The sequence below is a fragment of the Candidatus Kosakonia sp. 282A-S69 genome (genome assembly GCF_029433855.1).
Lineage (GTDB): Bacteria > Pseudomonadota > Gammaproteobacteria > Enterobacterales > Enterobacteriaceae > Kosakonia > Kosakonia cowanii_A.
In genome coordinates this window covers 63,401-85,757 of sequence record NZ_JAROAU010000004.1, presented here as the reverse complement: position 1 = coordinate 85,757, position 22,357 = coordinate 63,401, and the positions used below count along the sequence as shown (strand labels likewise).

Annotated in this window: 17 protein-coding genes; 12 read left to right on the top strand and 5 right to left on the bottom strand. The window is 58.5% G+C overall.

The features are described from left to right. Positions 1–32: 32 nt before the first annotated feature. Positions 33–878 carry an arabinose operon transcriptional regulator AraC gene (gene araC / locus PU683_RS20095; protein WP_042718368.1) on the bottom strand — a complete coding sequence of 282 codons (846 nt, stop codon included), beginning with the start codon at positions 876–878 and terminating at the stop codon, positions 33–35. Between the two features lie 337 nt (positions 879–1,215). Here araC and araB point away from each other — a divergent pair, with 337 nt between their 5' ends. From araB to rluA, 6 genes are all read left to right on the top strand, one after another. After that, on the top strand, positions 1,216–2,916 hold the full coding sequence (araB, locus tag PU683_RS20090) for a ribulokinase (RefSeq protein WP_277174404.1): 1,701 nt from the start codon (positions 1,216–1,218) through the stop codon (positions 2,914–2,916). A gap of 10 nt (positions 2,917–2,926) precedes the next feature. Further along, positions 2,927–4,429: an L-arabinose isomerase gene (gene araA, locus PU683_RS20085; RefSeq protein WP_277174403.1), complete on the top strand. Its 1,503-nt coding sequence runs from the start codon at positions 2,927–2,929 to the stop codon at positions 4,427–4,429. Positions 4,430–4,567: 138 nt separating this feature from the next. Then, a complete protein-coding gene (araD, locus tag PU683_RS20080; protein WP_277174402.1) occupies positions 4,568–5,263 on the top strand; it encodes an L-ribulose-5-phosphate 4-epimerase in 696 nt (231 codons plus the stop codon). A 74-nt stretch (positions 5,264–5,337) separates the two neighbouring features. Continuing rightward, positions 5,338–7,695, top strand: a complete 2,358-nt coding sequence (polB, locus tag PU683_RS20075; protein ID WP_277174401.1) for a DNA polymerase II — start codon at positions 5,338–5,340, stop codon at positions 7,693–7,695. Positions 7,696–7,841: 146 nt separating this feature from the next. Next, a complete protein-coding gene (gene rapA / locus PU683_RS20070; RefSeq protein ID WP_277174400.1) occupies positions 7,842–10,748 on the top strand; it encodes an RNA polymerase-associated protein RapA in 2,907 nt (968 codons plus the stop codon). Positions 10,749–10,764: 16 nt separating this feature from the next. After that, positions 10,765–11,424 carry a bifunctional tRNA pseudouridine(32) synthase/23S rRNA pseudouridine(746) synthase RluA gene (gene rluA / locus PU683_RS20065; RefSeq protein WP_277174399.1) on the top strand — a complete coding sequence of 220 codons (660 nt, stop codon included), beginning with the start codon at positions 10,765–10,767 and terminating at the stop codon, positions 11,422–11,424. A 36-nt stretch (positions 11,425–11,460) separates the two neighbouring features. On the opposite strand, the gene djlA is transcribed toward rluA, so the two are convergent. Next, positions 11,461–12,285 carry a co-chaperone DjlA gene (gene djlA, locus PU683_RS20060; protein ID WP_277174398.1) on the bottom strand — a complete coding sequence of 275 codons (825 nt, stop codon included), beginning with the start codon at positions 12,283–12,285 and terminating at the stop codon, positions 11,461–11,463. Between the two features lie 195 nt (positions 12,286–12,480). Between djlA and lptD the strand changes: the two genes are divergently transcribed. The 6 genes from lptD to apaH are packed head-to-tail and all read left to right on the top strand — an operon-like array spanning position 12,481 to position 19,200. Further along, positions 12,481–14,823: an LPS assembly protein LptD gene (gene lptD, locus PU683_RS20055; protein WP_277174397.1), complete on the top strand. Its 2,343-nt coding sequence runs from the start codon at positions 12,481–12,483 to the stop codon at positions 14,821–14,823. Positions 14,824–14,876: 53 nt separating this feature from the next. Continuing rightward, positions 14,877–16,163 (top strand): peptidylprolyl isomerase SurA, encoded by a 1,287-nt coding sequence (gene surA, locus PU683_RS20050; RefSeq protein ID WP_277174396.1) that lies wholly within the window; start codon positions 14,877–14,879, stop codon positions 16,161–16,163. Next, positions 16,160–17,149: a 4-hydroxythreonine-4-phosphate dehydrogenase PdxA gene (gene pdxA / locus PU683_RS20045; RefSeq protein WP_277174498.1), complete on the top strand. Its 990-nt coding sequence runs from the start codon at positions 16,160–16,162 to the stop codon at positions 17,147–17,149. Before surA ends, pdxA begins: the two co-directional genes overlap by 4 nt. After that, the gene (rsmA, locus tag PU683_RS20040) at positions 17,146–17,967 is read left to right on the top strand and encodes a 16S rRNA (adenine(1518)-N(6)/adenine(1519)-N(6))-dimethyltransferase RsmA (RefSeq protein WP_277174395.1); all 822 of its coding nucleotides are present in this window, start codon (positions 17,146–17,148) and stop codon (positions 17,965–17,967) included. Before pdxA ends, rsmA begins: the two co-directional genes overlap by 4 nt. Positions 17,968–17,970: 3 nt before the next feature. Next, positions 17,971–18,348: a Co2+/Mg2+ efflux protein ApaG gene (gene apaG, locus PU683_RS20035; RefSeq protein WP_277174394.1), complete on the top strand. Its 378-nt coding sequence runs from the start codon at positions 17,971–17,973 to the stop codon at positions 18,346–18,348. A 3-nt stretch (positions 18,349–18,351) separates the two neighbouring features. After that, positions 18,352–19,200, top strand: a complete 849-nt coding sequence (gene apaH, locus PU683_RS20030) for a bis(5'-nucleosyl)-tetraphosphatase (symmetrical) ApaH (protein ID WP_277174393.1) — start codon at positions 18,352–18,354, stop codon at positions 19,198–19,200. 34 nt (positions 19,201–19,234) lie between these two features. Here the strand turns inward: apaH and folA are convergent, their stop codons facing one another. The 3 genes from folA to kefF form a co-directional block, all read right to left on the bottom strand. Then, positions 19,235–19,714, bottom strand: a complete 480-nt coding sequence (gene folA / locus PU683_RS20025) for a type 3 dihydrofolate reductase (protein WP_139966656.1) — start codon at positions 19,712–19,714, stop codon at positions 19,235–19,237. Positions 19,715–19,908: 194 nt separating this feature from the next. After that, complete coding sequence (gene kefC / locus PU683_RS20020; RefSeq protein ID WP_277174392.1) at positions 19,909–21,771, bottom strand: glutathione-regulated potassium-efflux system protein KefC; 1,863 nt, start codon at positions 21,769–21,771, stop codon at positions 19,909–19,911. Then, on the bottom strand, positions 21,764–22,294 hold the full coding sequence (kefF, locus tag PU683_RS20015) for a glutathione-regulated potassium-efflux system oxidoreductase KefF (RefSeq protein ID WP_277174391.1): 531 nt from the start codon (positions 22,292–22,294) through the stop codon (positions 21,764–21,766). The genes kefC and kefF overlap by 8 nt, the downstream gene beginning before the upstream one ends. Positions 22,295–22,357 lie beyond the last annotated feature (63 nt).

Genomic DNA, 22,357 nt, shown 5'->3' with positions numbered 1-22,357 from the left:
TTGAAGATCAGATTATTTCCATTCTTTACGCTTCATTCACATCCAGCACGAAACTCGCTCGGGCTGGCACCGGTACATTTTTTAAATACCCGGGAAAAGTAGAGCTGATCGTCAAAGCCGACGTTGCGCCCGACGCTGGCAATCGGCATCCGGGTGGTGCTGAGCAGCAGTTTCGCCTGGCTGATACGCTGATCTTCGCGCCAGCTCAGCACGCTCACGCCCAGCTGCTGGCGAAAGAGATGCGACAGGCGCGACGGCGAGAGGCAGACGTGCTGCGCGACGCTGGCGATATCAAAATGGTTATCGGAAAGATGGTCGCTGATGTACTGGCAGGCGTCACGCACGCGGTTATCAAGCGGTGGATTAAGGGATTCGTTAATCGCCTCCATGCGCCGCAGCAGCAGCTGTTCGAGCAGGTTGATCGCCAGATGTTCGGCGTAGCGCCCGGCACTCTGCCCGGCATCAATAATTTGCGCGAAAAGATCGCGAAAGCGATCCATATGCGCATCATCCGGGCGATAAAAACCGGTTTGTGCGAAGAGCGTCGGCCAGTTTAGCCACTCCTGCCAGTAGGCGCGCGGACGGAAGTAGACCCACTGGTGATACCACGCCTCGGCGTCAGGATGGCGGCCATAGTGGTGAATCTCGCCGGGGGGAAAGAGCAGGATGTCGCCGGGGCGGCAGACAAACTGTTTACCCTGGTTCATCACCACACCTTCACCGCGCACCGTCAGGTTGAGGATATAGCCCTTCATCCCCAGCGGTCGATCAACAAAAAAGTCGAGATAGCTTTCCGATTCAATCGGCGTCAGTCCCGCCACCAGGTGCGCATTAAACGAGTACCCGGGCAGCAGTGGATCATTTTGAGATTCGGCCATAAAACGCATTACTCCCCTACCCGACAAGGAAACCAATTGTCCATATTGTCATTCCCGTTATTTCCCGGCTAATGGCGGGCAGAGCGCGTCAATATTGTCATCACGCGATGCCGCAAGACAAAAGCGATAAGCCCTTTTTAACGCCTTAAAGCGGGGCTAAAACGGATAACGAAAGTGTCTATAAAGGTGACAGAAATGTCCACATCGAATTTTTGCACGGCGTCACACTTTGCGATGCCATAGCAATTTCGTCCATAAGATTAGCGAATCCTGCCTGACGGTTTTCGCCGCCGATCTCTATCGTTTTTCTAACGGTTATTCTTATGGAGCACTAAGCATGGCAATCACGATTGGCCTCGATTTCGGCAGCGATTCAGTACGTGCGCTGGCGGTAGACTGCACATCCGGGGCGGAGATCGCCACCAGCGTCGAGTGGTATCCGCGCTGGCAGGAGGGCCGTTATTGCGACGCGCCGCATAACCAGTTTCGCCATCACCCGCGCGATTACATCGAATCGATGGAAGCGGCGCTCAAAAGCGTACTGGCAGCGTTAAGCGACGCCCAGCGCGCAGAGATCAAAGGCATTGGCGTGGACAGCACCGGCTCCACCCCTGCACCGATTGATGCCGAAGGCCGCGTGCTGGCGCTGCGCCCGGAGTTTGCCGACAACCCGAACGCCATGTTCGTGTTGTGGAAAGATCACACCGCCGTTGAAGAGGCGGAAGCGATCACCCGCCTGTGCCACACCTCAGGTAAAACCGACTACTCGCGCTACATTGGCGGCATCTACTCCAGCGAATGGTTCTGGGCGAAGATCCTGCACGTTACCCGCGCCGACAGCGCCGTGGCGCAGGCCGCCGCCTCGTGGATCGAGCTGTGCGACTGGGTGCCTGCCCTGCTCTCCGGCACCACGCGCCCGGAAGCGATCCGCCGCGGGCGTTGCAGCGCCGGGCATAAATCCCTGTGGCATGAAAGCTGGGGCGGTTTACCCCCCGCAGCCTTCTTTGATGAACTCGATCCGATTATCAATAAACACCTGCGCTGGCCGCTCTTTACCGAAACCTTTACCGCAGACCGCCCGGTGGGCACGCTGACCGCCGAGTGGGCACAGCGCCTCGGGCTTTCTCAATCGGTGGTGATCTCGGGCGGCGCGTTTGACTGCCATATGGGCGCCGTCGGCGCGGGTGCACAGCCTAATACGCTGGTGAAAGTGATCGGCACCTCCACCTGCGACATTCTCATTGCCGATAAACAGAGCGTCGGCGACCGCGCGGTGAAAGGTATCTGCGGCCAGGTTGATGGCAGCGTAGTGCCGGACTTTATCGGCCTCGAAGCGGGGCAATCTGCCTTCGGCGATATCTACGCCTGGTTTGGCCGCATCCTTGGCTGGCCGCTGGAACAGCTGGCACAGCTGGCACAGCAGCACCCGGAACTGAAAGAGCAGATCAAAGCCAGCCAGAAAGAGCTCCTGCCGGCGCTTACCGCCGCATGGGTGAAAAATCCCTCTCTCGATCACTTGCCGGTCGTGCTCGACTGGTTCAACGGTCGCCGCACGCCAAACGCGAACCAGCGCCTGAAAGGGGTGATCACCGATCTGAATCTCGCCACCGACGCCCCGGCGCTGTTCGGCGGGCTGATTGCCGCCACCGCCTTCGGTGCCCGCGCCATTATGGAGTGCTTTACCGAACAGGGTATTGCCGTTGACAACGTGATGGCGCTTGGCGGCATCGCGCGTAAAAACCTCGGCGTGATGCAGGCCTGCTGCGATGTGCTCAACCGCCCGTTGCAGGTCGTTGCTTCTGAACAGTGCTGTGCGCTGGGCGCGGCCATCTTCGCCGCCGTCGCCGCCGAAGTGCACGCAGATATCCCGGCTGCGCAGCAGAAGATGGCGAGCGCCATCGAGAAAACGCTCCAGCCTTCGGGACAGGCGCAGCAGTTTGAACGGCTCTATCGCCGCTATCAGCAGTGGGCCGTCAGCGCCGAGCAGCACTATCTCCCTTCAGCCGCGACAGTTTCGCCGGCCGCGTTAACCCATTAAGGACACGATCATGACTATTTTCGACAAGTATGAAATTTGGTTCGTTATTGGCAGCCAGCACCTGTACGGGCCGGAAGCCCTGAAGCAGGTGACGCATCATGCCGAGCAGGTGGTTAACGCCCTCAACGCAGAGGCGAAACTGCCCTGCAAACTGACGCTGAAACCGCTGGGAACGACGCCGGATGAGATCACCGCCATCTGCCGCGATGCCAACTATGACGATAAATGCGCCGGGCTGGTGGTGTGGCTGCACACCTTCTCGCCGGCGAAAATGTGGATCAACGGCCTCGCGATCCTCAACAAACCGCTGCTGCAGTTCCATACCCAGTTCAATGCCTCCCTGCCGTGGGACAGCATCGATATGGACTTTATGAACCTGAACCAGACCGCGCACGGCGGCCGCGAATTTGGCTTTATCGGCGCACGTATGCGTCAGCAGCACAGCGTGGTTACCGGCCACTGGCAGGATAAACAGGCTCATGCCCGCATCGGCGCGTGGATGCGCCAGGCGGTTTCCAAACAGGATACCCGTCACCTGAAAGTGGTGCGCTTTGGCGACAACATGCGCGAAGTGGCGGTGACCGACGGCGATAAAGTGGCCGCGCAGATCAAGTTCGGCTTCTCGGTGAACACCTGGGGCGTTGGCGATCTGGTGCAGGTGGTGAATGCCGTGAGCGACGGCGATATCAATGCGCTGGTCGATGAGTATGAGAGCAGCTACCGCCTGACCGCGGCCGCGCAGGTAAACGGCGATAAACGCCAGAACGTGATTGATGCCGCGCGTATTGAGCTTGGCCTGAAACGCTTCTTAGAAGAGGGCGGCTTCCACGCCTTCACGACCACTTTTGAAGATCTGCATGGCCTGAAACAGCTACCGGGCCTGGCGGTGCAGCGCCTGATGCAGCAGGGCTACGGCTTTGCCGGCGAAGGCGACTGGAAGACCGCAGCCCTGCTGCGCATTATGAAGGTGATGTCCGGCGGGCTGAACGGCGGTACCTCCTTTATGGAGGATTACACCTACCACTTTGAGAATGGCAACGACCTGGTGCTCGGCTCGCATATGCTGGAAGTGTGCCCTTCTATCGCTCTCGACGAAAAACCGACGCTGGATGTGCAGTATCTCGGCATCGGCGGCAAGGCCGATCCGGCACGTCTTATCTTCTCCACCAAAACGGGTCCGGCGATCAACGCCAGCCTGATCGATCTGGGGGATCGCTTCCGCCTGCTGGTGAACTGCGTTGAGGCGGTGAAAACGCCGCACGATCTGCCGAACCTGCCGGTGGCGAATGCCCTGTGGAAAGCGCTGCCGGATCTCAACACAGCCTCCGAAGCGTGGATCCTCGCCGGTGGCGCGCACCATACCGTCTTCAGCCAGGCGCTGACGCTTGATGATATGCGCCAGTTCAGCGAGCTGCACGGCATTGAGCTGACGGTGATCGACAACGATACCCGCCTGCCGGCGTTTAAAGATGCGTTGCGCTGGAACGAGCTCTATTACGGCTCTAAACGCTAAGCCCATGCCCGGTACCACGCCGTTTACCGGGCCTACACACCCACTGGCCGGATAAGCGCAGCGCCATCCGGCGATACAGATGAAACGAACCCGTAGGCCGGATAAGCACTGCGCTATCCGGCGATACAGGAGAAACCGATGCTCGACGATCTCAAACGGCAGGTGCTGGAAGCCAACCTGGCACTGCCAAAACATAATCTGGTCACTCTGACCTGGGGCAACGTCAGCGCCGTCGACCGCACGCGCGGTGTGCTGGTGATCAAACCCTCCGGTGTCGACTACAGCGTGATGACTGCCGAGGATATGGTAGTGGTCGATATCGCCACCGGCGAGGTGGTCGAGGGGACGAAAAAGCCCTCTTCCGATACCCCTACCCACCGCTTGCTCTACCAGGCGTTTCCGACCATTGGCGGCATTGTCCACACCCATTCGCGCCACGCCACCATCTGGGCGCAGGCCGGGCAACCTATTCCGGCAACCGGCACCACCCACGCTGACTACTTTTATGGCGAGATCCCCTGTACGCGCAAAATGCGCGATGAGGAGATCAACGGTGAATATGAGTGGGAAACCGGTAATGTGATTGTTGAAACCTTCGAGAAAAAGGGTATCGACGCGGCGCAGATGCCCGGTGTGCTGGTGCACTCTCACGGGCCGTTTGCCTGGGGGAAAAACGCCGATGACGCGGTGCATAACGCCATTGTGCTGGAAGAGGTCGCCTACATGGGGATTTTCAGCCGCCAGCTCAATCCGCAGCTGCCCGCCATGCAGCAGACGCTGCTGGATAAGCACTATTTACGTAAACATGGCGCGAAGGCCTATTACGGACAATAGCTGTATAAAACCACAGCATCACCTACCGAACCAGGCTATAATCTCGCCTGGTTTTGGTTGAGTGAGAGCACACTGTGGCGCAGGCGCAAGAAGGCTTTATTTTAACCCGTCACTGGCGGGATACGCCGGACGGGACGGAGATCGAACTCTGGCTCGCCACCGACAACGGCCCGTTGCGTGTGGTGCTACCGCCGCAGGAGTCCGTTGCCTTTATTCCCGCTGAGCAGGCCGACAAAGCCCGCGCGCTGCTGCGCGATGAGCACAACTGGCGCTTAACTCCGCTCTCCCTTAACGATTTTCACCGTCGGCCCGTAATGGGTCTCTACTGCCGCGCCCATCGTCAATTAATGCGTTTTGAGAAGCTGCTGCGCGAAGGCGGCGTCACTCTCTATGAAGGCGATGTCCGCCCGCCGGAGCGCTATTTGATGGAGCGCTTTATCACCGCCCCGGTATGGGTTGAGGGCGAACGGCGCGGTAACGCGCTGGTCAATGCGCGCCTGAAACCGAGCCCGCACTATCGCCCGCCCCTGAAGTGGGTGTCGCTGGATATTGAAACCACCCGCCACGGCGAGCTCTACTGCATCGGCCTTGAGGGGTGCGGCCAGCGCACGGTCTACATGCTCGGCCCGGAGAATGGCGATGCGCAGGGGCTCGATTTCGATCTTATCTACGTCGCCAGCCGCCCGCAGCTACTGGAGAAGCTTAACGCCTGGTTTGCCGAGCACGATCCCGACGTGCTGATTGGCTGGAATGTGGTGCAGTTCGATTTGAAAGTGCTGCAAAAGAGCGCCGAGCGTTACCGCGTGCCGCTGACCCTCGGGCGCAACGGCAGCGAGCTGGAGTGGCGCGAGCACGGCTTTAAAAACGGCGTCTTCTTTGCCCAGGCACCGGGACGCTTGATTATTGACGGCATCGACGCACTGAAGTCCGCCTTCTGGAGCTTCTCCTCCTTCTCGCTGGAATCGGTATCGCGCGAGCTGCTCGGCGAGGGGAAAGCGATCGACAACCCGTGGGATCGTATGGATGAGATCAATCGCCGCTTCGCCGAAGATAAGCCCGCGCTCGCCACTTATAACCTGAAGGATTGCGAGCTGGTAACACGCATCTTCCACAAGACGGAGATCATGCCCTTCTTGCTGGAACGCGCAACGGTCAACGGCCTGCCCGTCGACCGCCACGGCGGCTCGGTCGCCGCCTTTAGCCACCTCTATTTTCCGCGCATGCACCGCGCCGGTTACGTGGCACCGAATCTCGGCGATGTCGCACCGCAGGCCAGCCCCGGCGGCTATGTGATGGATTCGCGTCCGGGCCTCTATGATTCGGTCCTGGTGCTGGATTACAAAAGCCTCTACCCGTCGATTATCCGCACCTATCTTATCGATCCGGTCGGCCTGATTGAGGGGCTGGCGCAGCCTGACGCGGCGCACAGCACCGAGGGGTTTCTCGGCGCGTGGTTTTCACGGCAGAAGCACTGCCTGCCGGAGATTGTCGGGCAGATCTGGCACGGGCGCGATGAGGCAAAGCGGCAGGGCAATAAGCCGCTGTCGCAGGCGCTGAAGATCATTATGAACGCCTTCTACGGCGTGCTCGGTACCACCGCCTGTCGCTTCTTTGATCCGCGGCTCGCCTCGTCGATCACCATGCGCGGGCACCAGATCATGCTGCAAACCAAAGCGCTGATTGAAGCCGAAGGGTATGACGTGATCTATGGCGATACGGACTCCACCTTCGTCTGGCTTAAGCATCAGCACAGTGAAGAGGCGGCGGCGGAAATTGGCCAGCATCTGGTCGAAACGGTTAACCGCTGGTGGACGTCGCATCTGCAACAGCAAGGGCTGGAGAGCGCGCTGGAGCTGGAGTTCGAAACCCATTTTTGTCGCTTTTTGATGCCGACCATTCGCGGTACGGATCAGGGAAGCAAAAAGCGCTACGCCGGGATGATTCAGGAGGGCGATACGCAGCGCATGGTGTTTAAGGGTCTTGAGACGGTGCGCACCGACTGGACGCCGCTGGCGCAGCAGTTTCAGCAGTCGCTCTATCTGCGTATTTTTCGCAACGAGCCGTATCAGGATTATGTCCGCGAGACCATCGCCAGCCTGATGGCGGGCGAGCTTGACGCACAGCTGGTCTACCGCAAGCGCCTGCGCCGCCCACTGGCGGAGTATGAGCGCAATGTGCCGCCGCACGTGCGCGCCGCCCGTCTTGCCGACGAGGAGAACCAGAAGCGCGGGCGCGCACCGCAGTATCAGAATCGCGGCACGATTAAGTATCTCTGGACCACCAGTGGCCCGGAACCGGTCGATTACCAGCGCTCGCCGCTCGATTACGATCACTATTTAACGAAGCAGTTGCAGCCGGTCGCCGATGGGATCCTCCCTTTCCTTGACGATGACTTTGCTACACTGATGACAGGGCAGCTGGGGCTATTCTGACCGTGGTGCTGCACGAATCGGTCTATACGAACGAAGTTGGTTCCAGTACCATAGCGCCCTTCCTTTTTCTGGTCCCAAATTTATCCGCCCGCCTGTCGCCAGGCGGTGACGAACTATTGCCTGCAATTAGAGATTAGAGTTCATTTATGCCCTTTACACTTGGTCAACGCTGGATCAGCGATACGGAAAGCGAGCTTGGACTTGGTACTGTCGTTGCGATGGACGCGCGCACGGTCACCCTGCTTTTCCCCGCCACCGGTGAAAATCGCCTCTATGCCCGCAGCGACTCTCCGGTCACGCGCGTTATGTTCAATCCCGGTGACACCATCACCAGTCACGACGGTTGGCAGCTCACTATTGATGAAGTCAACGAAGAGAACGGTCTGCTCGCCTATACCGGTACACGTCTTGATACCGGGGAGAGCAACGTGGTGCTGCGTGAAGTGCTGCTCGACAGCAAGCTGGTGTTCAGCAAGCCGCAGGATCGCCTTTTCGCCGGGCAGATTGATCGCATGGACCGTTTCGCGCTGCGCTACCGCGCGCGGAAATACCAGAGTGAGCAGTACCGCATGCCGTGGAGCGGCCTGCGCGGGCAGCGTACGAATCTGATTCCGCACCAGTTGCACATCGCCCATGACGTGGGCCGTCGCCATGCGCCGCGCGTGCTGCTGGCCGATGAAGTGGGGCTGGGCAAAACCATTGAAGCCGGGATGATCCTGCATCAGCAGCTGCTGGCGGGTGCCGCCGAGCGTGTGCTGATCGTGGTGCCGGAAACCCTGCAACACCAGTGGCTGGTTGAGATGCTGCGCCGCTTCAACCTGCGCTTTGCGCTGTTTGATGACGATCGTTATGCCGAAGCGCAGCACGATAGCGATAACCCGTTCGAAACCGAACAGCTGGTGATCTGCTCCCTTGATTTCGTGCGCCGCAGCAAGCAGCGCCTTGAACACCTCTGCGATGCCGAGTGGGATCTGCTGGTGGTCGATGAAGCACACCACCTGGTGTGGAGCGAAAAAGAGGCGAGCCGTGAATACCTCGCCATTGAACAGCTGGCCGAGCGCGTGCCGGGCGTTCTGCTGCTGACCGCGACGCCGGAACAGCTCGGTATGGAGAGCCACTTTGCGCGTCTGCGCCTGCTCGATCCGAACCGTTTCCATGATTTCGCCCAGTTTGTTGAAGAGCAACAGAACTACCGTCCGGTGGCCGATGCCGTCGCGCTGCTGCTGGCGGGCGAGCGCCTGAGCAATGACGATCTCAATATGCTGAGCGAGCTGGTGGGCGAGCAGGATATCGAGCCTCTGCTGCAAACTGCGAACAGCGATCGCGACGGCGCTGCCGATGCGCGCCAGGAGCTGATCGCCATGCTGATGGATCGCCACGGCACCAGCCGCGTGCTGTTCCGCAACACCCGTAACGGGGTGAAGGGCTTCCCGAAACGCGAACTGCACACGGTGAAGCTGCCGCTGCCGACCCAGTACCAGACGGCGATTAAGGTCTCCGGCATTATGGGTGCGCGTAAAAGCCAGGAAGAGCGCGCCCGCGACATGCTCTACCCGGAGCAGATCTACCAGGAGTTTGAAGGCGACAGCGGCACCTGGTGGAACTTCGATCCGCGCGTCGAGTGGCTGATGGGCTACCTCACCAGCCACCGCTCGCAGAAGGTGCTGGTGATCTGCGCCAAAGCGGCGACCGCTTTGCAACTGGAACAGGTTCTGCGCGAGCGCGAAGGCATCCGTGCAGCGGTGTTCCATGAAGGGATGTCAATTATTGAACGCGACCGCGCCGCGGCATGGTTCTCGGAAGAGGATAGCGGCGCGCAGGTGCTGCTCTGCTCCGAAATCGGTTCTGAAGGGCGTAACTTCCAGTTCGCCAGCCATCTGGTGATGTTCGACCTCCCCTTCAATCCGGATCTGCTTGAGCAGCGTATCGGCCGTCTGGATCGTATTGGCCAGGCGCACGACATCCAGATCCACGTGCCGTACCTTGAGAAAACCGCGCAGTCGGTGCTGGTGCGCTGGTTCCACGAAGGGCTGGACGCGTTTGAACACACCTGCCCGACCGGTCGCGCGATCTATGACAGCGTGCACGGCGAGCTGATTAACTACCTGGCCGCGCCGGAAAACAGCGAAGGTTTTGACGATCTGATTAAAACGTGCCGCGCGCAGCATGATGAGCTGAAAGCGCAGCTGGAGCAGGGCCGCGACCGCCTGCTGGAGATCCACTCCAACGGCGGCGAAAAAGCGCAGGCGCTGGCCGACAGCATCGCCGAGCAGGATGACGACACCGCGCTTATCGCCTTCGCCATGAACCTGTTTGATATCGTCGGCATAAACCAGGACGATCGCGGCGAGAACATGATCGTCCTGACACCGTCAGATCATATGCTGGTGCCGGACTTCCCCGGGCTGCCGGAAGATGGCTGCACCATCACCTTTGAGCGTGATGTGGCGCTGACGCGCGAAGATGCGCAATTTGTCACCTGGGAGCATCCCATCATCCGTAACGGTCTGGATCTGATCCTCTCCGGTGACACTGGCAGCAGCACCATTTCACTGCTGAAGAATAAAGCCTTACCGGTCGGCACGCTGCTGGTAGAGCTGATCTATGTGGTCGAAGCGCAGGCACCGAAGCAGCTGCAGCTCAACCGCTTCCTGCCCTCGACGCCGATCCGTCTGCTGGTGGATAAAAACGGTAACAACCTCGCTGCGCAAGTGGAGTTTGAGACCTTTAACCGTCAGCTGAGCGCGGTAAACCGCCACACGGGCAGCAAACTGGTCAACGCCGTCCAGCAGGAAGTGCATACCATCCTGCAAAAAGGTGAAGCCCAGGTGGCTGACGCTGCGAAGGCGCTGATTGAATCTGCGCGCCGCGAAGCCGATGAGAAGCTCTCTGCTGAGCTGGCGCGTCTGGAAGCGCTGAAAGCCGTCAACCCGAACATTCGTGATGACGAACTGGAAGCGATCGAGAGCAACCGCCTGCAGGTAATGGAGAGCCTGGCGCAGGCAAGCTGGCGTCTCGACGCGCTGCGTCTGATTGTCGTCACGCATCAATAACGGAACGGAGCCCGCAATGGTGATGGAGCCCTACAACCCGCCGCAGGATCCCTGGCTGGTGATTCTCTATCAGGATGAGCACATTATGGTCGTCAACAAGCCCAGCGGCTTGTTGTCGGTGCCGGGCCGTCTTGATGAGCACAAAGACAGCGTGATGACGCGCATTCAGCGCGACTCTCCGCTGGCAGAGTCGGTGCACCGGCTGGATATGGCCACCAGCGGCGTGATTGTGGTGGCACTCACCAAAGCGGCCGAGCGTGAATTAAAGCGCCAGTTCCGCGAACGCGAGCCGAAAAAGCAGTACCTGGCGCGCATCTGGGGTCACCCGGAAAAAGCGCAAGGGCTGGTGGATCTGCCGCTGATTTGCGACTGGCCAAACCGGCCGAAGCAGAAGGTCTGTTTTGAAACCGGCAAGGCGGCGCAGACGGAGTATGAAGTGCTGTCGTATGATGAGGATGGCAGCGCGCGGGTGCGCCTGAAGCCGATCACCGGCCGTTCGCACCAGCTGCGGGTACATATGCTGGCGCTGGGTCATCCGATCCTTGGCGACCGCTTTTATGCAACGCCAGAAGCGCTGGCGATGGCGCCGCGTTTACAGCTCCATGCCGAAATATTGACCATTACCCATCCGGCGTTTGGCAACAGCATGACGTTCAGGGCGCCGGTCGATTTTTGAGAACGCGCCCCGATCTTGCGGTCGGGGACGTTTTTATTAGCGAAACCCTTTCTGTTCGCGAATCAGTTCGTAGGCTTTCTGGATATCCTGCGCTTTCTGCTTCGCCACCTCCATCATCTCCGGCGGTAAGCCTTTTGCCACCAGCTTGTCCGGGTGATGCTCGCTCATTAAACGGCGATAGGCGCGCTTAATGGTTGTCGCGTCGTCGGTGGTTTTCACTCCCAGCACGTTACAGGCATCTTCCAGCGTCGGGCCGCGTTGCGCCTGCTGCCATCCGCCACCGCCCGCCTGCTGCTGTGAGTTGTTAAAGCCGCCGCCAAATTGCGCCCCGCCCTGCATCATCAGCAGGAACTGATCGAACTGCTGGCGAGAGATGCCGAGCTCTTCAGCAATGACGTACAGGACCTGACGTTCGCTCGGGTGGAGCGTACCGTCCGCAAACGCTGCCTGGATTTGAATTTCCAGAAACATCCTAATCAAATCAAAGCGGCCGAAACAGACGCTGCGAAACTGACGCATCTTGTCGCGTAACGGGTAGTTATCCGTTTTGCCGACGCGAAATGCGTGCTGCGCCGCGGTGCGCGACTCGCCGTGCAGGCTCAGACGATCCATAAACAGGCTTGCGACCTGGATATCGGCTTCCGTCACGCGCCCCTTCGATTTGGTTAAATGCCCCATCACCTCAAAGGTGGTGGCGAAAAAGAGCGTCTGGCGCTCGCGCTGGTTGGCAAACCACGCCATTTTACGGCTGCGTGATTTGTCAAAAAGATGCCCAATAATCAGCCCCAGCACGGCGCCCCAAAAGCCGCCGCCTACGAAAAGGGCAACGACCACTCCAACCACTTTCCCCCAATACTGCATATACTCCCCAAATCGTCATGCCGTCGGCTAAAATTTGCTTTATCATACCCGTCATTCTATGCCGTGCACAGGCGCAGGCTCTCCTTCTGGCTCGAACGCGGGCAGGATTAAAACTAGCGTTGCAAAGGCGAGTAAGTTAGTCTCAGACCGTTTGCCAGCGTAAAGCCACAGATGACGGAACAACACATAAAACGTATGAAAAAACGTATCCCCACCCTCCTGGCCACCATGATTGGCTACGCCCTTTACAGTCAGCAGGGGATGGCAGCCGATCTTGCCTCGCAGTGTATGCTTGGCGTTCCCAGCTATAACCGCCCCCTGATTAAAGGCGATACCAATAACTTACCGGTAACGATTAACGCCGATCATGCTAAAGGCAACTACCCTGACGACGCCGTTTTTACCGGCAATGTTGATATTAATCAGGGTAATAGCCGCATGCAGGCCGATGAGGTTCAGGTTCATCAACAGCAACCGGAAGGTCAGACGGAACCTGTACGAACGGTGGATGCGCTCGGTAATGTGCACTATGACGACAATCAGGTCATCCTGAAAGGTCCGAAAGGTTGGGCGAACCTGAACACCAAAGACACCAATATCTGGGACGGTGACTACCAGATGGTGGATCGTCAGGGTCGGGGTACTGCCGATGTGATGAAACAGCGCGGCGAGAACCGCTACACCATTCTGGATAACGGGACATTCACCTCCTGTCTGCCCGGCTCCAATACCTGGAGCGTGGTGGGAAGCGAGGTGATTCAGGATCGCGAAGAGCAGGTCGCCGAGATCTGGAACGCCCGTTTTAAGCTCGGCCCGGTTCCGGTCTTCTATAGCCCCTATTTGCAGTTGCCGATTGGTGATAAGCGCCGTTCAGGTTTCCTGATCCCGAACGCCAAGTACTCAACCAGCAACTATTTTGAATTCTATCTGCCCTACTACTGGAACATCGCGCCCAATATGGATGCGACGATCACGCCGCACTATATCCATAAGCGCGGCAACACCCAGTGGCAGAATGAGTTCCGCTACCTGTCGCAGGCGGGCCAGGGCCTGATTGAGTTTGACTATCTGCCCTCCGATAAAGTCTATGAAGATGAGCATCCCACCGAGGGCGATCGCCATCGCTGGCTCTTCTTCTGGCAGCATGCCGGGGTGCTGGATAAAGTGTGGCGTTTTAACGCCAACTACACCAAAGTCAGCGATCCGAACTACTTTAACGACTTTTCGTCAAAATATGGTTCCAGTACCGACGGTTACGCCACGCAGATCCTCAGCGTCGGCTATGCGGTCGAAAACTTTGACGCCACGGTCTCCACCAAGCAGTTCCAGGTGTTTAACCGTAACAACAGTAACTCCTACTCTGCGCAACCGCAGGTGGATGTGAACTGGTACCACAACGATCTCGGTCCGTTCGATTTCCGCGTCTACGGCCAGGCGGTCAACTTTGTTAACACTAACAAAAACAACCCAGAGTCGACGCGTTACCATATCGAACCGACGTTGAGCCTGCCGGTTTCCAACGGCTGGAGCAGCCTCAATACCGAAGTCAAACTGTTGGCGACCCATTACCAGCAGACCAATATCGACACCTATAACGCCCGTAACGGCACTGATTACCGCGAGTCTGTTGACCGTGTGATGCCGCAATTTAAAGCCGACGGCAAACTGGTCTTCGAACGCGATATGGACTGGGCGGCTGGCTACACCCAGACGCTGGAGCCGCGCGCGCAATATCTCTATGTGCCCTACCGCGATCAGAGCCATATCAACAACTATGACTCCTCCCTGCTGCAGTCGGACTACAGCGGCCTGTTCCGTGACCGTACCTATGGCGGTCTCGACCGCATCGCGTCAGCCAACCAGGTCACCACCGGTCTTACCTCGCGCATTTATGATGACGCGGCGGTTGAACGTTTTAACGTTTCTGTTGGTCAAATCTACTATTTCACCGAGTCCCGCACCGGTGATGACAATATCAAGTGGGAGAAGGACAACAAAACCGGTTCGCTGGTGTGGGCGGGCGATACCTACTGGCGCATCTCCGATCGTTGGGGTCTGCGTGGCGGGGTTCAGTACGATACGCGTCTGAATAACATCGCTAACAGCAGCTCCGCGCTGGAGTATCGCCGCGACGAAAACCGTCTGCTGCAGTTGAGCTATCGTTATGCGAGCCCGGAGTATATCCAGGCGACACTGCCAAACTTCGCGACGTCCGAGCAGTATAAAAGAGGGATTTCGCAGGTGGGTACCGCAGCGAGCTGGCCGATTGCCGATCGCTGGTCTCTTGTTGGTGCGTACTATCTTGATACCAATACCCACAAGCCAGCGGATCAGATGGTTGGCGTGCAGTATAACTCCTGCTGTTATGCGATTCGCCTCGGTTGGGAACGCAAACTTAACGGCTGGGAGAACGACCAGAGCAAGTATGAAAAAGTTATCGGTTTCAACATTGAGCTTCGCGGCCTGAGTTCCAACTATGGCCTGGGTACGCAAGAGATGCTGCGCTCGAACATCCTGCCGTACCGTAGCTCACTGTGATCTGTTTGATTTGCAACGTAATCCGCACTGCGGTTAATTGAAATGGAAAAGGTATGAAGAACTGGAAAACGCTGCTTCTCGGTATCGCTATGGTTGCGAATACCAGTTTTGCCGCGCCTCAGGTTGTCGATAAAGTCGCCGCCGTGGTGAATAACGGCGTCGTGCTCGAAAGTGACGTTGATGGTTTGATGCAGTCCGTCAAAGCGAACGCTGGTCAGGCAGGGCAGCAGTTGCCGGATGACGCCACTCTGCGCCATCAGATCCTGGAGCGACTGATCATGGATCAGATCATTTTGCAGATGGGCACGAAGATGGGCGTCAAAGTGACTGACGAACAGCTCGATGCCGCTATCGCGGATATTGCGAAACAGAACAACATGACGATGGATCAGATGCGCAGCCGTCTGGCCTACGACGGGATGAATTTCAGCACCTATCGTAGCCAGATCCGCAAAGAGATGATCATCTCCGAAGTGCGTAACAGCGAAGTGCGTCGTCGCGTGACGGTACTGCCGCAGGAAGTGGAGTCACTGGCGCAGCAGGTTGGCAATCAGAATGACGCCAGCACCGAACTGAACCTGAGCCACATCCTGATCCCGCTGTCAGAAAACCCGACCTCCGCGCAGGTTAACGAAGCAGAAGCCCAGGCGCGCTCGATCATCGAGCAGGCGCGTAACGGCGCTGACTTTGGCAAGCTGGCGATCACCTACTCTGCCGACCAGCAGGCGCTGAAAGGCGGCCAGATGGGCTGGGGCCGTATCCAGGAGCTGCCGAGCGTCTTCGCGCAGGCGCTGAGCACGGCGAAAAAAGGCGACGTGCTGGGCCCGATCCGCTCCGGTGTCGGTTTCCACATCCTTAAAGTGAACGATCTGCGCGGTCAGTCGAAGAGCATCTCCGTGACTGAAGTGCATGCCCGCCACATCCTGCTGAAACCGTCGCCGATCATGACCGATGACCAGGCGCGCACCAAGCTGGAAGAGATTGCTGCCGACATTAAGAGCGGTCGCACCACCTTCGCTAATGCGGCGAAAGAGTTCTCGCAGGATCCGGGTTCAGCCAACCAGGGCGGTGACCTCGGCTGGGCGTCTGCGGATATCTACGATCCCGCTTTCCGCGATGCGCTGATGAAGCTGAAACGCGGCCAGATGAGCGGCCCGGTGCACTCCTCCTTCGGCTGGCACCTGATCGAAATGCTCGATTCGCGTAACGTCGACAAAACCGATGCCGCGCAGAAAGATCGCGCCTACCGGATGTTGATGAACCGTAAGTTCTCTGAAGAGGCGGCAACCTGGATGCAGGAACAACGCGCCAGCGCTTACGTCAAAATTCTGAGCAACTGATGAACACGCAGCGCATCGTTATCACGCCCGGCGAGCCCGCCGGGATTGGCCCGGATCTGGTAGTGCAGCTCGCCCAGCGCGACTGGCCTGTGGAACTGGTTGTCTGTAGCGATGCGACGCTGTTAAGCGACCGGGCAGCCCTGCTCGGTCTGCCGCTGACGCTTCGGGAGTACGCTCCCGGGTACGCAGCGGTGCCGCAACAGGCCGGAACCCTTACCCTACTGCCCGTTGCGCTGAGCGCGCCGGTTGTCGCCGGCCGTCTTAATCCGCAAAACGGCGCTTACGTCGTCTCTACCCTTGCCCGCGCCTGCGATGGTTGCCTGAACGGTGAGTTTGCCGCGCTGGTCACCGGCCCGGTGCATAAAGGGGTGATTAACGATTCGGGGACGCCCTTTACCGGGCACACGGAGTTCTTCGAGCAGCGCGCCCACGCCGACAAAGTGGTGATGATGCTGGCAACGGAGAGTCTGCGCGTCGCGCTGGCGACGACGCATCTTCCGCTCAGAGAGGTGGCTGATGCCATCACGCCCGATTTGCTGCGTGAAGTGATCACCATCCTGCACGGCGATTTACGGCAGAAGTTTGGCATCCGCAATCCGCATATTCTCGTCTGCGGCCTCAACCCCCACGCGGGCGAAGGCGGTCATATGGGCACGGAAGAGATCGATACGATTATTCCGCTGCTGGAGACGATGCGCCGCGAAGGCATGCAGTTGAGCGGTCCGCTCCCGGCAGACACCCTGTTTCAGCCGAAGTACCTCGATAACGCCGATGCGGTGCTGGCGATGTACCACGATCAAGGCCTGCCCGTGCTAAAATACCAGGGCTTTGGCCGCGGGGTGAATATTACCCTCGGTTTACCTTTTATTCGCACCTCCGTTGACCACGGTACCGCCCTTGAACTGGCGGGACAGGGAACGGCGGAGGTCGGCAGTTTTATTACGGCGCTTAATCTCGCCATCAAGATGATTGTTAATACTCAATGAATACTCGCGTCCATCAGGGCCACTTAGCCCGCAAGCGCTTCGGGCAAAACTTCCTCCACGACCAGTTCGTGATCGACAGCATCGTTTCTGCCATCAACCCGCAGAAGGGTCAGGCCATGGTCGAAATCGGCCCCGGCCTTGGTGCGCTGACCGAACCGGTCGGCGATCGTCTGGATAAAATGACGGTCATCGAGCTTGACCGCGATCTGGCGGCTCGTCTGCAAACGCATCCGTTCCTCGCACCGAAGCTGACGATTTATCAGCAGGATGCGATGACCATGAACTTTGGCGAGCTGTCGCAAACCCTCGGCCAGCCGCTGCGCGTTTTCGGCAACCTGCCCTACAACATCTCGACCCCGTTGATGTTTCATCTGTTTAGCTATACTGATGCCATTGCCGACATGCACTTTATGTTGCAAAAAGAGGTGGTAAACCGCCTGGTTGCAGGGCCGAACAGTAAGGCATATGGACGACTGAGCGTCATGGCGCAGTACTATTGCCAGGTGATCCCGGTGCTTGAAGTGCCGCCGACAGCCTTCGCGCCGCCGCCAAAGGTCGATTCCGCCGTGGTGCGTCTGGTGCCGCATACCACTATGCCATACCCGGTAAAAGAGGTTCGTACCCTGAGCCGCATTACCACCGAAGCATTCAACCAGCGCCGCAAGACGATCCGCAACAGTCTCGGCAATGTGTTTACCGTCGACGTGCTTTCATCGTTGGGCATCGATCCGACGATGCGCGCAGAAAATATCTCTGTTGCGCAATATTGTCAGTTAGCCAACTACCTGACGGATAATGCGCCGCCGAAGGAGAGTTAACCCATGATCAATTCGCCCCGCGTCTCTGTGCAGGTACAAAGCCTCTATATCGAATCACAGTCGCAACCCGACCATGAACGCTATGTCTTTGCTTACACCGTTACCATCCGGAACCTGGGGCGAAGCGCCGTCCAGTTGCTCAGTCGCTACTGGTTGATCACCAATGGAAATGGCCGCGAAACGGAAGTTCAGGGCGAAGGTGTGGTCGGCGAGCAGCCCCATATCGAGCCAGGCGGCGAATTTCAGTACACCAGCGGTGCGGTGATTGAAACGCCGCTCGGCACTATGCAGGGCCATTACGACATGGTCGATGCGCAGGGCAACGCCTTCCGCGTCGCTATCCCGGTCTTCCGACTCGCCGTTCCAATAGTGATCCATTAATCAATGTCTACATACTTTATTGGCGACGTTCACGGTTGCTTTGATGAACTGATCGCGCTGTTAAACCAGGTGGAGTTTTCACCGGAAAAAGACACCGTCTGGCTGACCGGCGACCTTGTGGCGCGCGGCCCGGGTTCGCTTGATGTGCTGCGCTACGTTAAATCCCTTGGCGACAGCGCGCGCATTGTGCTCGGCAACCACGATCTGCATCTGCTGGCAGTCTTTGCCGGTATCAGCCGCAATAAGCCGAAAGATCGGCTTAACCTGCTGCTGGAAGCGCCCGACGCCGACGAGCTGATTAACTGGCTGCGTCGCCAGCCGCTGCTGCAAATCGATGAAGAGAAAAAGGTGGTGATGGCTCATGCCGGCATCACCCCACAGTGGGATCTCGACACGGCGAAAAGCTGCGCCCGCGATGTTGAAGCGGTGCTGGCGAGCGACTCCTATCCGCTGTTCCTTGATGCGATGTATGGCGATTTGCCAAACCACTGGTCGCCGGAGCTGAGCGGTCTCGCACGTCTGCGCTTTATCACCAACGCCTTTACGCGGATGCGTTACTGCTTCCCGAACGGGCAGCTGGATATGTACTGCAAAGATACGCCGCAGAACGCACCTGCACCACTGAAACCCTGGTTCTCGATTCCGGGTCCGGTCGCGCAGGCCTACAGCATCGTCTTTGGCCACTGGGCGTCGCTTGAAGGCGAAGGTACGCCGGAGGGGATTTACGGTCTGGATACCGGCTGCTGCTGGGGCGGGGATCTCACCTGCCTGCGCTGGGAAGATAAGCAGATCTTCACGCAGCCGTCGAATCGCCAGATGGATTTGGGTGATGGTGAAGCCATCGCCTCCTGATATGAAAATCCCCGGCATGCCGGGGATTTTGCTTTTAGCGACGCTCGAGGATTTCGAAGCAGTAGCTGTGTGAATTCTGCGCGTCCGCGTCGTGGAATTCACTGAAGACCGACTCCCACTCGTCCGGATCGTAATCCGGGAAGTGGGTATCGCCCTCCACTTCCGCATCAATATGCGTCAGATAGAGGCGCTGCGCTTTCGGCAGGAACTGCTCGTACACGCGGCCGCCACCGATCACCATGATCTCCTGCGCATCGCCGCACGCCGCCAGCGCATCCTCAACGGACTTTACCCACTCAACGCGATCGTCGGTGCCGGGCTGGCTGCTGATGACAATGTTTTTCCGCCCCGGCAGCGGGCGACCGATGGATTCCCATGTCAGGCGGCCCATTACAACAGGTTTATTTAGGGTGTTGCGTTTAAACCAGGCGAGATCGGCAGGGAGATCCCACGGCATGGCATTCTCCATACCGATGACGCGATCCACTGCTAACGCCGCAATCAGACTGATCATTCATTCATTTCCTGGATACAAAAAATTGTCGCCACTATACGGAAAGCACAATCTTTCGTCGACGGTGCGCATGGTAAAGAAGAAGAAAAATTTCTGTTCTGCTGGCGGTGACCTTGCGCATATCCGCACCGCCAGCTTTCCATGCCTGATCTATCAAGCCGTTAGCCGTCAAGCAGCCTTAACAGGCCGCGCAATCAGGGTTGCGGTTTCACCGCTGGTTCATCTGCCGGATCGTCAGTATGTCGCCCCTCTTCCGTCCCCTGCCAGCCATGTCGCTGCGTAACGGAGAGATGCGCCCGATCTTCGGCGATAATCTCCGTCAGCATGGCGCTGGTGCGCTTAAATACCGCAACGCGTCCCTGACCACCATCTTCTGCTTCTGCCATCTCTTCAATCATGTCGTGATTAAAGCGGCGGAAGCGATCGGCGCGCTCGCGCGCCTCATAGGCTCCCAGCCCCAATCCTTCGAGCGCCAGACGCCCGGTTTTCAGCGCCGCTTCGAAGGTTTCACGCTCAGGATCCTCGACGCCCATCTGACGCAGGCGAATGTAGTGATCGACATCGCGGGCGCGGGCAATAATGCGCAGGTGCGGGAAGTGCTCCTTCGCCAGCTCCGTTAAGTGCAGGCTGGCTTCGGGATCGTCAATCGCGTTAATCAATACCTCCGCCCGCGCCGCGCCCGCAGACTCCAGCAGATCGACACGGGTCGCGTCACCGTAAAAGACCTTCATGCCAAACTTACGCAGTGTCTCGATATGGTCGGGATCGTGATCGAGGATCACCATCTTCACGCCGCTGGAGAGCAGCAGACGCCCTGAGATCTGCCCGAAGCGGCCAAAGCCGGCGACAATCACCCGCGCCTCCTCTTCATCGATCGCATCGGCTTCCTGCTCCCGAGCGCCGCCGCCCGCTTCCAGGCGGGCGAGCAGCACCAGCAGCAGCGGCGTTGCCGCCATCGACAGCGCCACGGTGAGGGTTAACGCTTTTGCCCATTCGCTATCCAGCACCTGCGCCGTTTGTGCGGCGCCAAACACCACGAAGGCAAACTCACTCCCCTGCCCCAGCAGCGCCGCGAACCACCAACGCTGCTTGCGCGGCACCGTTAAAGGACGCGCAATCAGCCACAGCACCCCGGTTTTAATCAGCAGAAAACCGCCCAGCAGAAGCAGAATGCGCAGCGGATGGCTTACCAGGGTACCGAAATCGATCGACATGCCGACGCCGATAAAGAAGAGCCCGAGCAGCAGCCCTTTAAACGGCTCGATATCGCTCTCCAGCGCGTGACGATACTCGGAGCTGGCAAGCAGCACCCCGGCGAGGAACGCGCCCATCGCCATCGACAGCCCGGCCTCTTCCAGCAGCAAACCGAAGCCGAACACCAGCAGCAGCGCTACGGCGCAGAAGACTTCGCGCAGGCCAGAGCGGGCCACAAAGCGCAGCGCCGGACGCGCGACATAGCGCCCAATCAGCACCACCAGCGTCAGCGCCGCCACCACTTTTAGCGCAGATAATAAAAAGGCGCTCAGGGTCATTGCTCCGCCGCTGGCGGCCAGCAGCGGGATCATCGCCACCAGTGGAATAGCGGCGATATCCTGAAACAGCAGCACTGAAAACGCGCTGCGCCCCATCTGCGAGGCGGTAAGGTTACGCTCATTCATCGCCTGCATGGCGATAGCGGTAGATGAGAGCCCCAGCGTAAGGCCAATCAACAGCGCAACCGGCCACGGAAGCCCAAGCAGCAGGCAGAAGCCGCCGAGCAACAGGCCACAGCTGCCCATCTGCAACGCGCCGCCGCCGAACACCGAGGCGCGCAGTTTCCACAACCGCTGCGGATCGAGTTCCAGGCCGATAATAAACAGCATCAATACCACGCCGATTTCGGCGAAATGGAGAATAGATTGCGCATCGGTAACCAGCCGTAATCCCCACGGGCCGATAATGCCGCCGGCAATCAGGTAGCCAAGCACCGAACCAAGCCCGAGGCGCATCGCGATGGGTACCACCAGCGCCGCCGCGCCCAGGTAGATCAATGCCTGAATCATTGAGTGACTATCCACGCCGCACCTCCAGCCATGTCTGCAAACGCTGTTTATATTGTCGTGCCTGCGCTTGCAGGGTTTCATCATCGCAAACAAAGGTGCGGTGAATGGCAAAAGGCGGCAGCCAGGTCAGCCCGCAGTAGAGCGCCGTGGCCTGTAGAGGCTGGGCGAGCACCTCAAAGCCTGGGTGTTCGCCCAGGTCAAAATGATGCTCGCCACCGCCGGTAGTGACCGCCCACATCACACTTTTACCGCGCAGCGCGGTGCCGCCCTGACCATATGCCCAGCCGTGAGCCAGCACTTTATCGATCCAGAGTTTGAGTAACGGCGTGACGCTATACCACTGCATCGGGTGTTGCCAGATGATGAGATCGGCACGCGCCAGCGCCCGCTGCTCGGCGGCAATGTCGATATTAAAATCGGGATAGAGGTCGTAAAGGGAGCGGATCTCCACCTCATCCAGGGTCTCAACCTGCTCAAGCATGCGCTTATTGGCATGAGAGTGCTGCGGATAGGGGTGGGCGTAAATAATGAGGATCATCGATTACCTGTTTCACTGATATTTTTCAGAGAGTGTAGACAGTTAATCGATTAGCTAACAGTA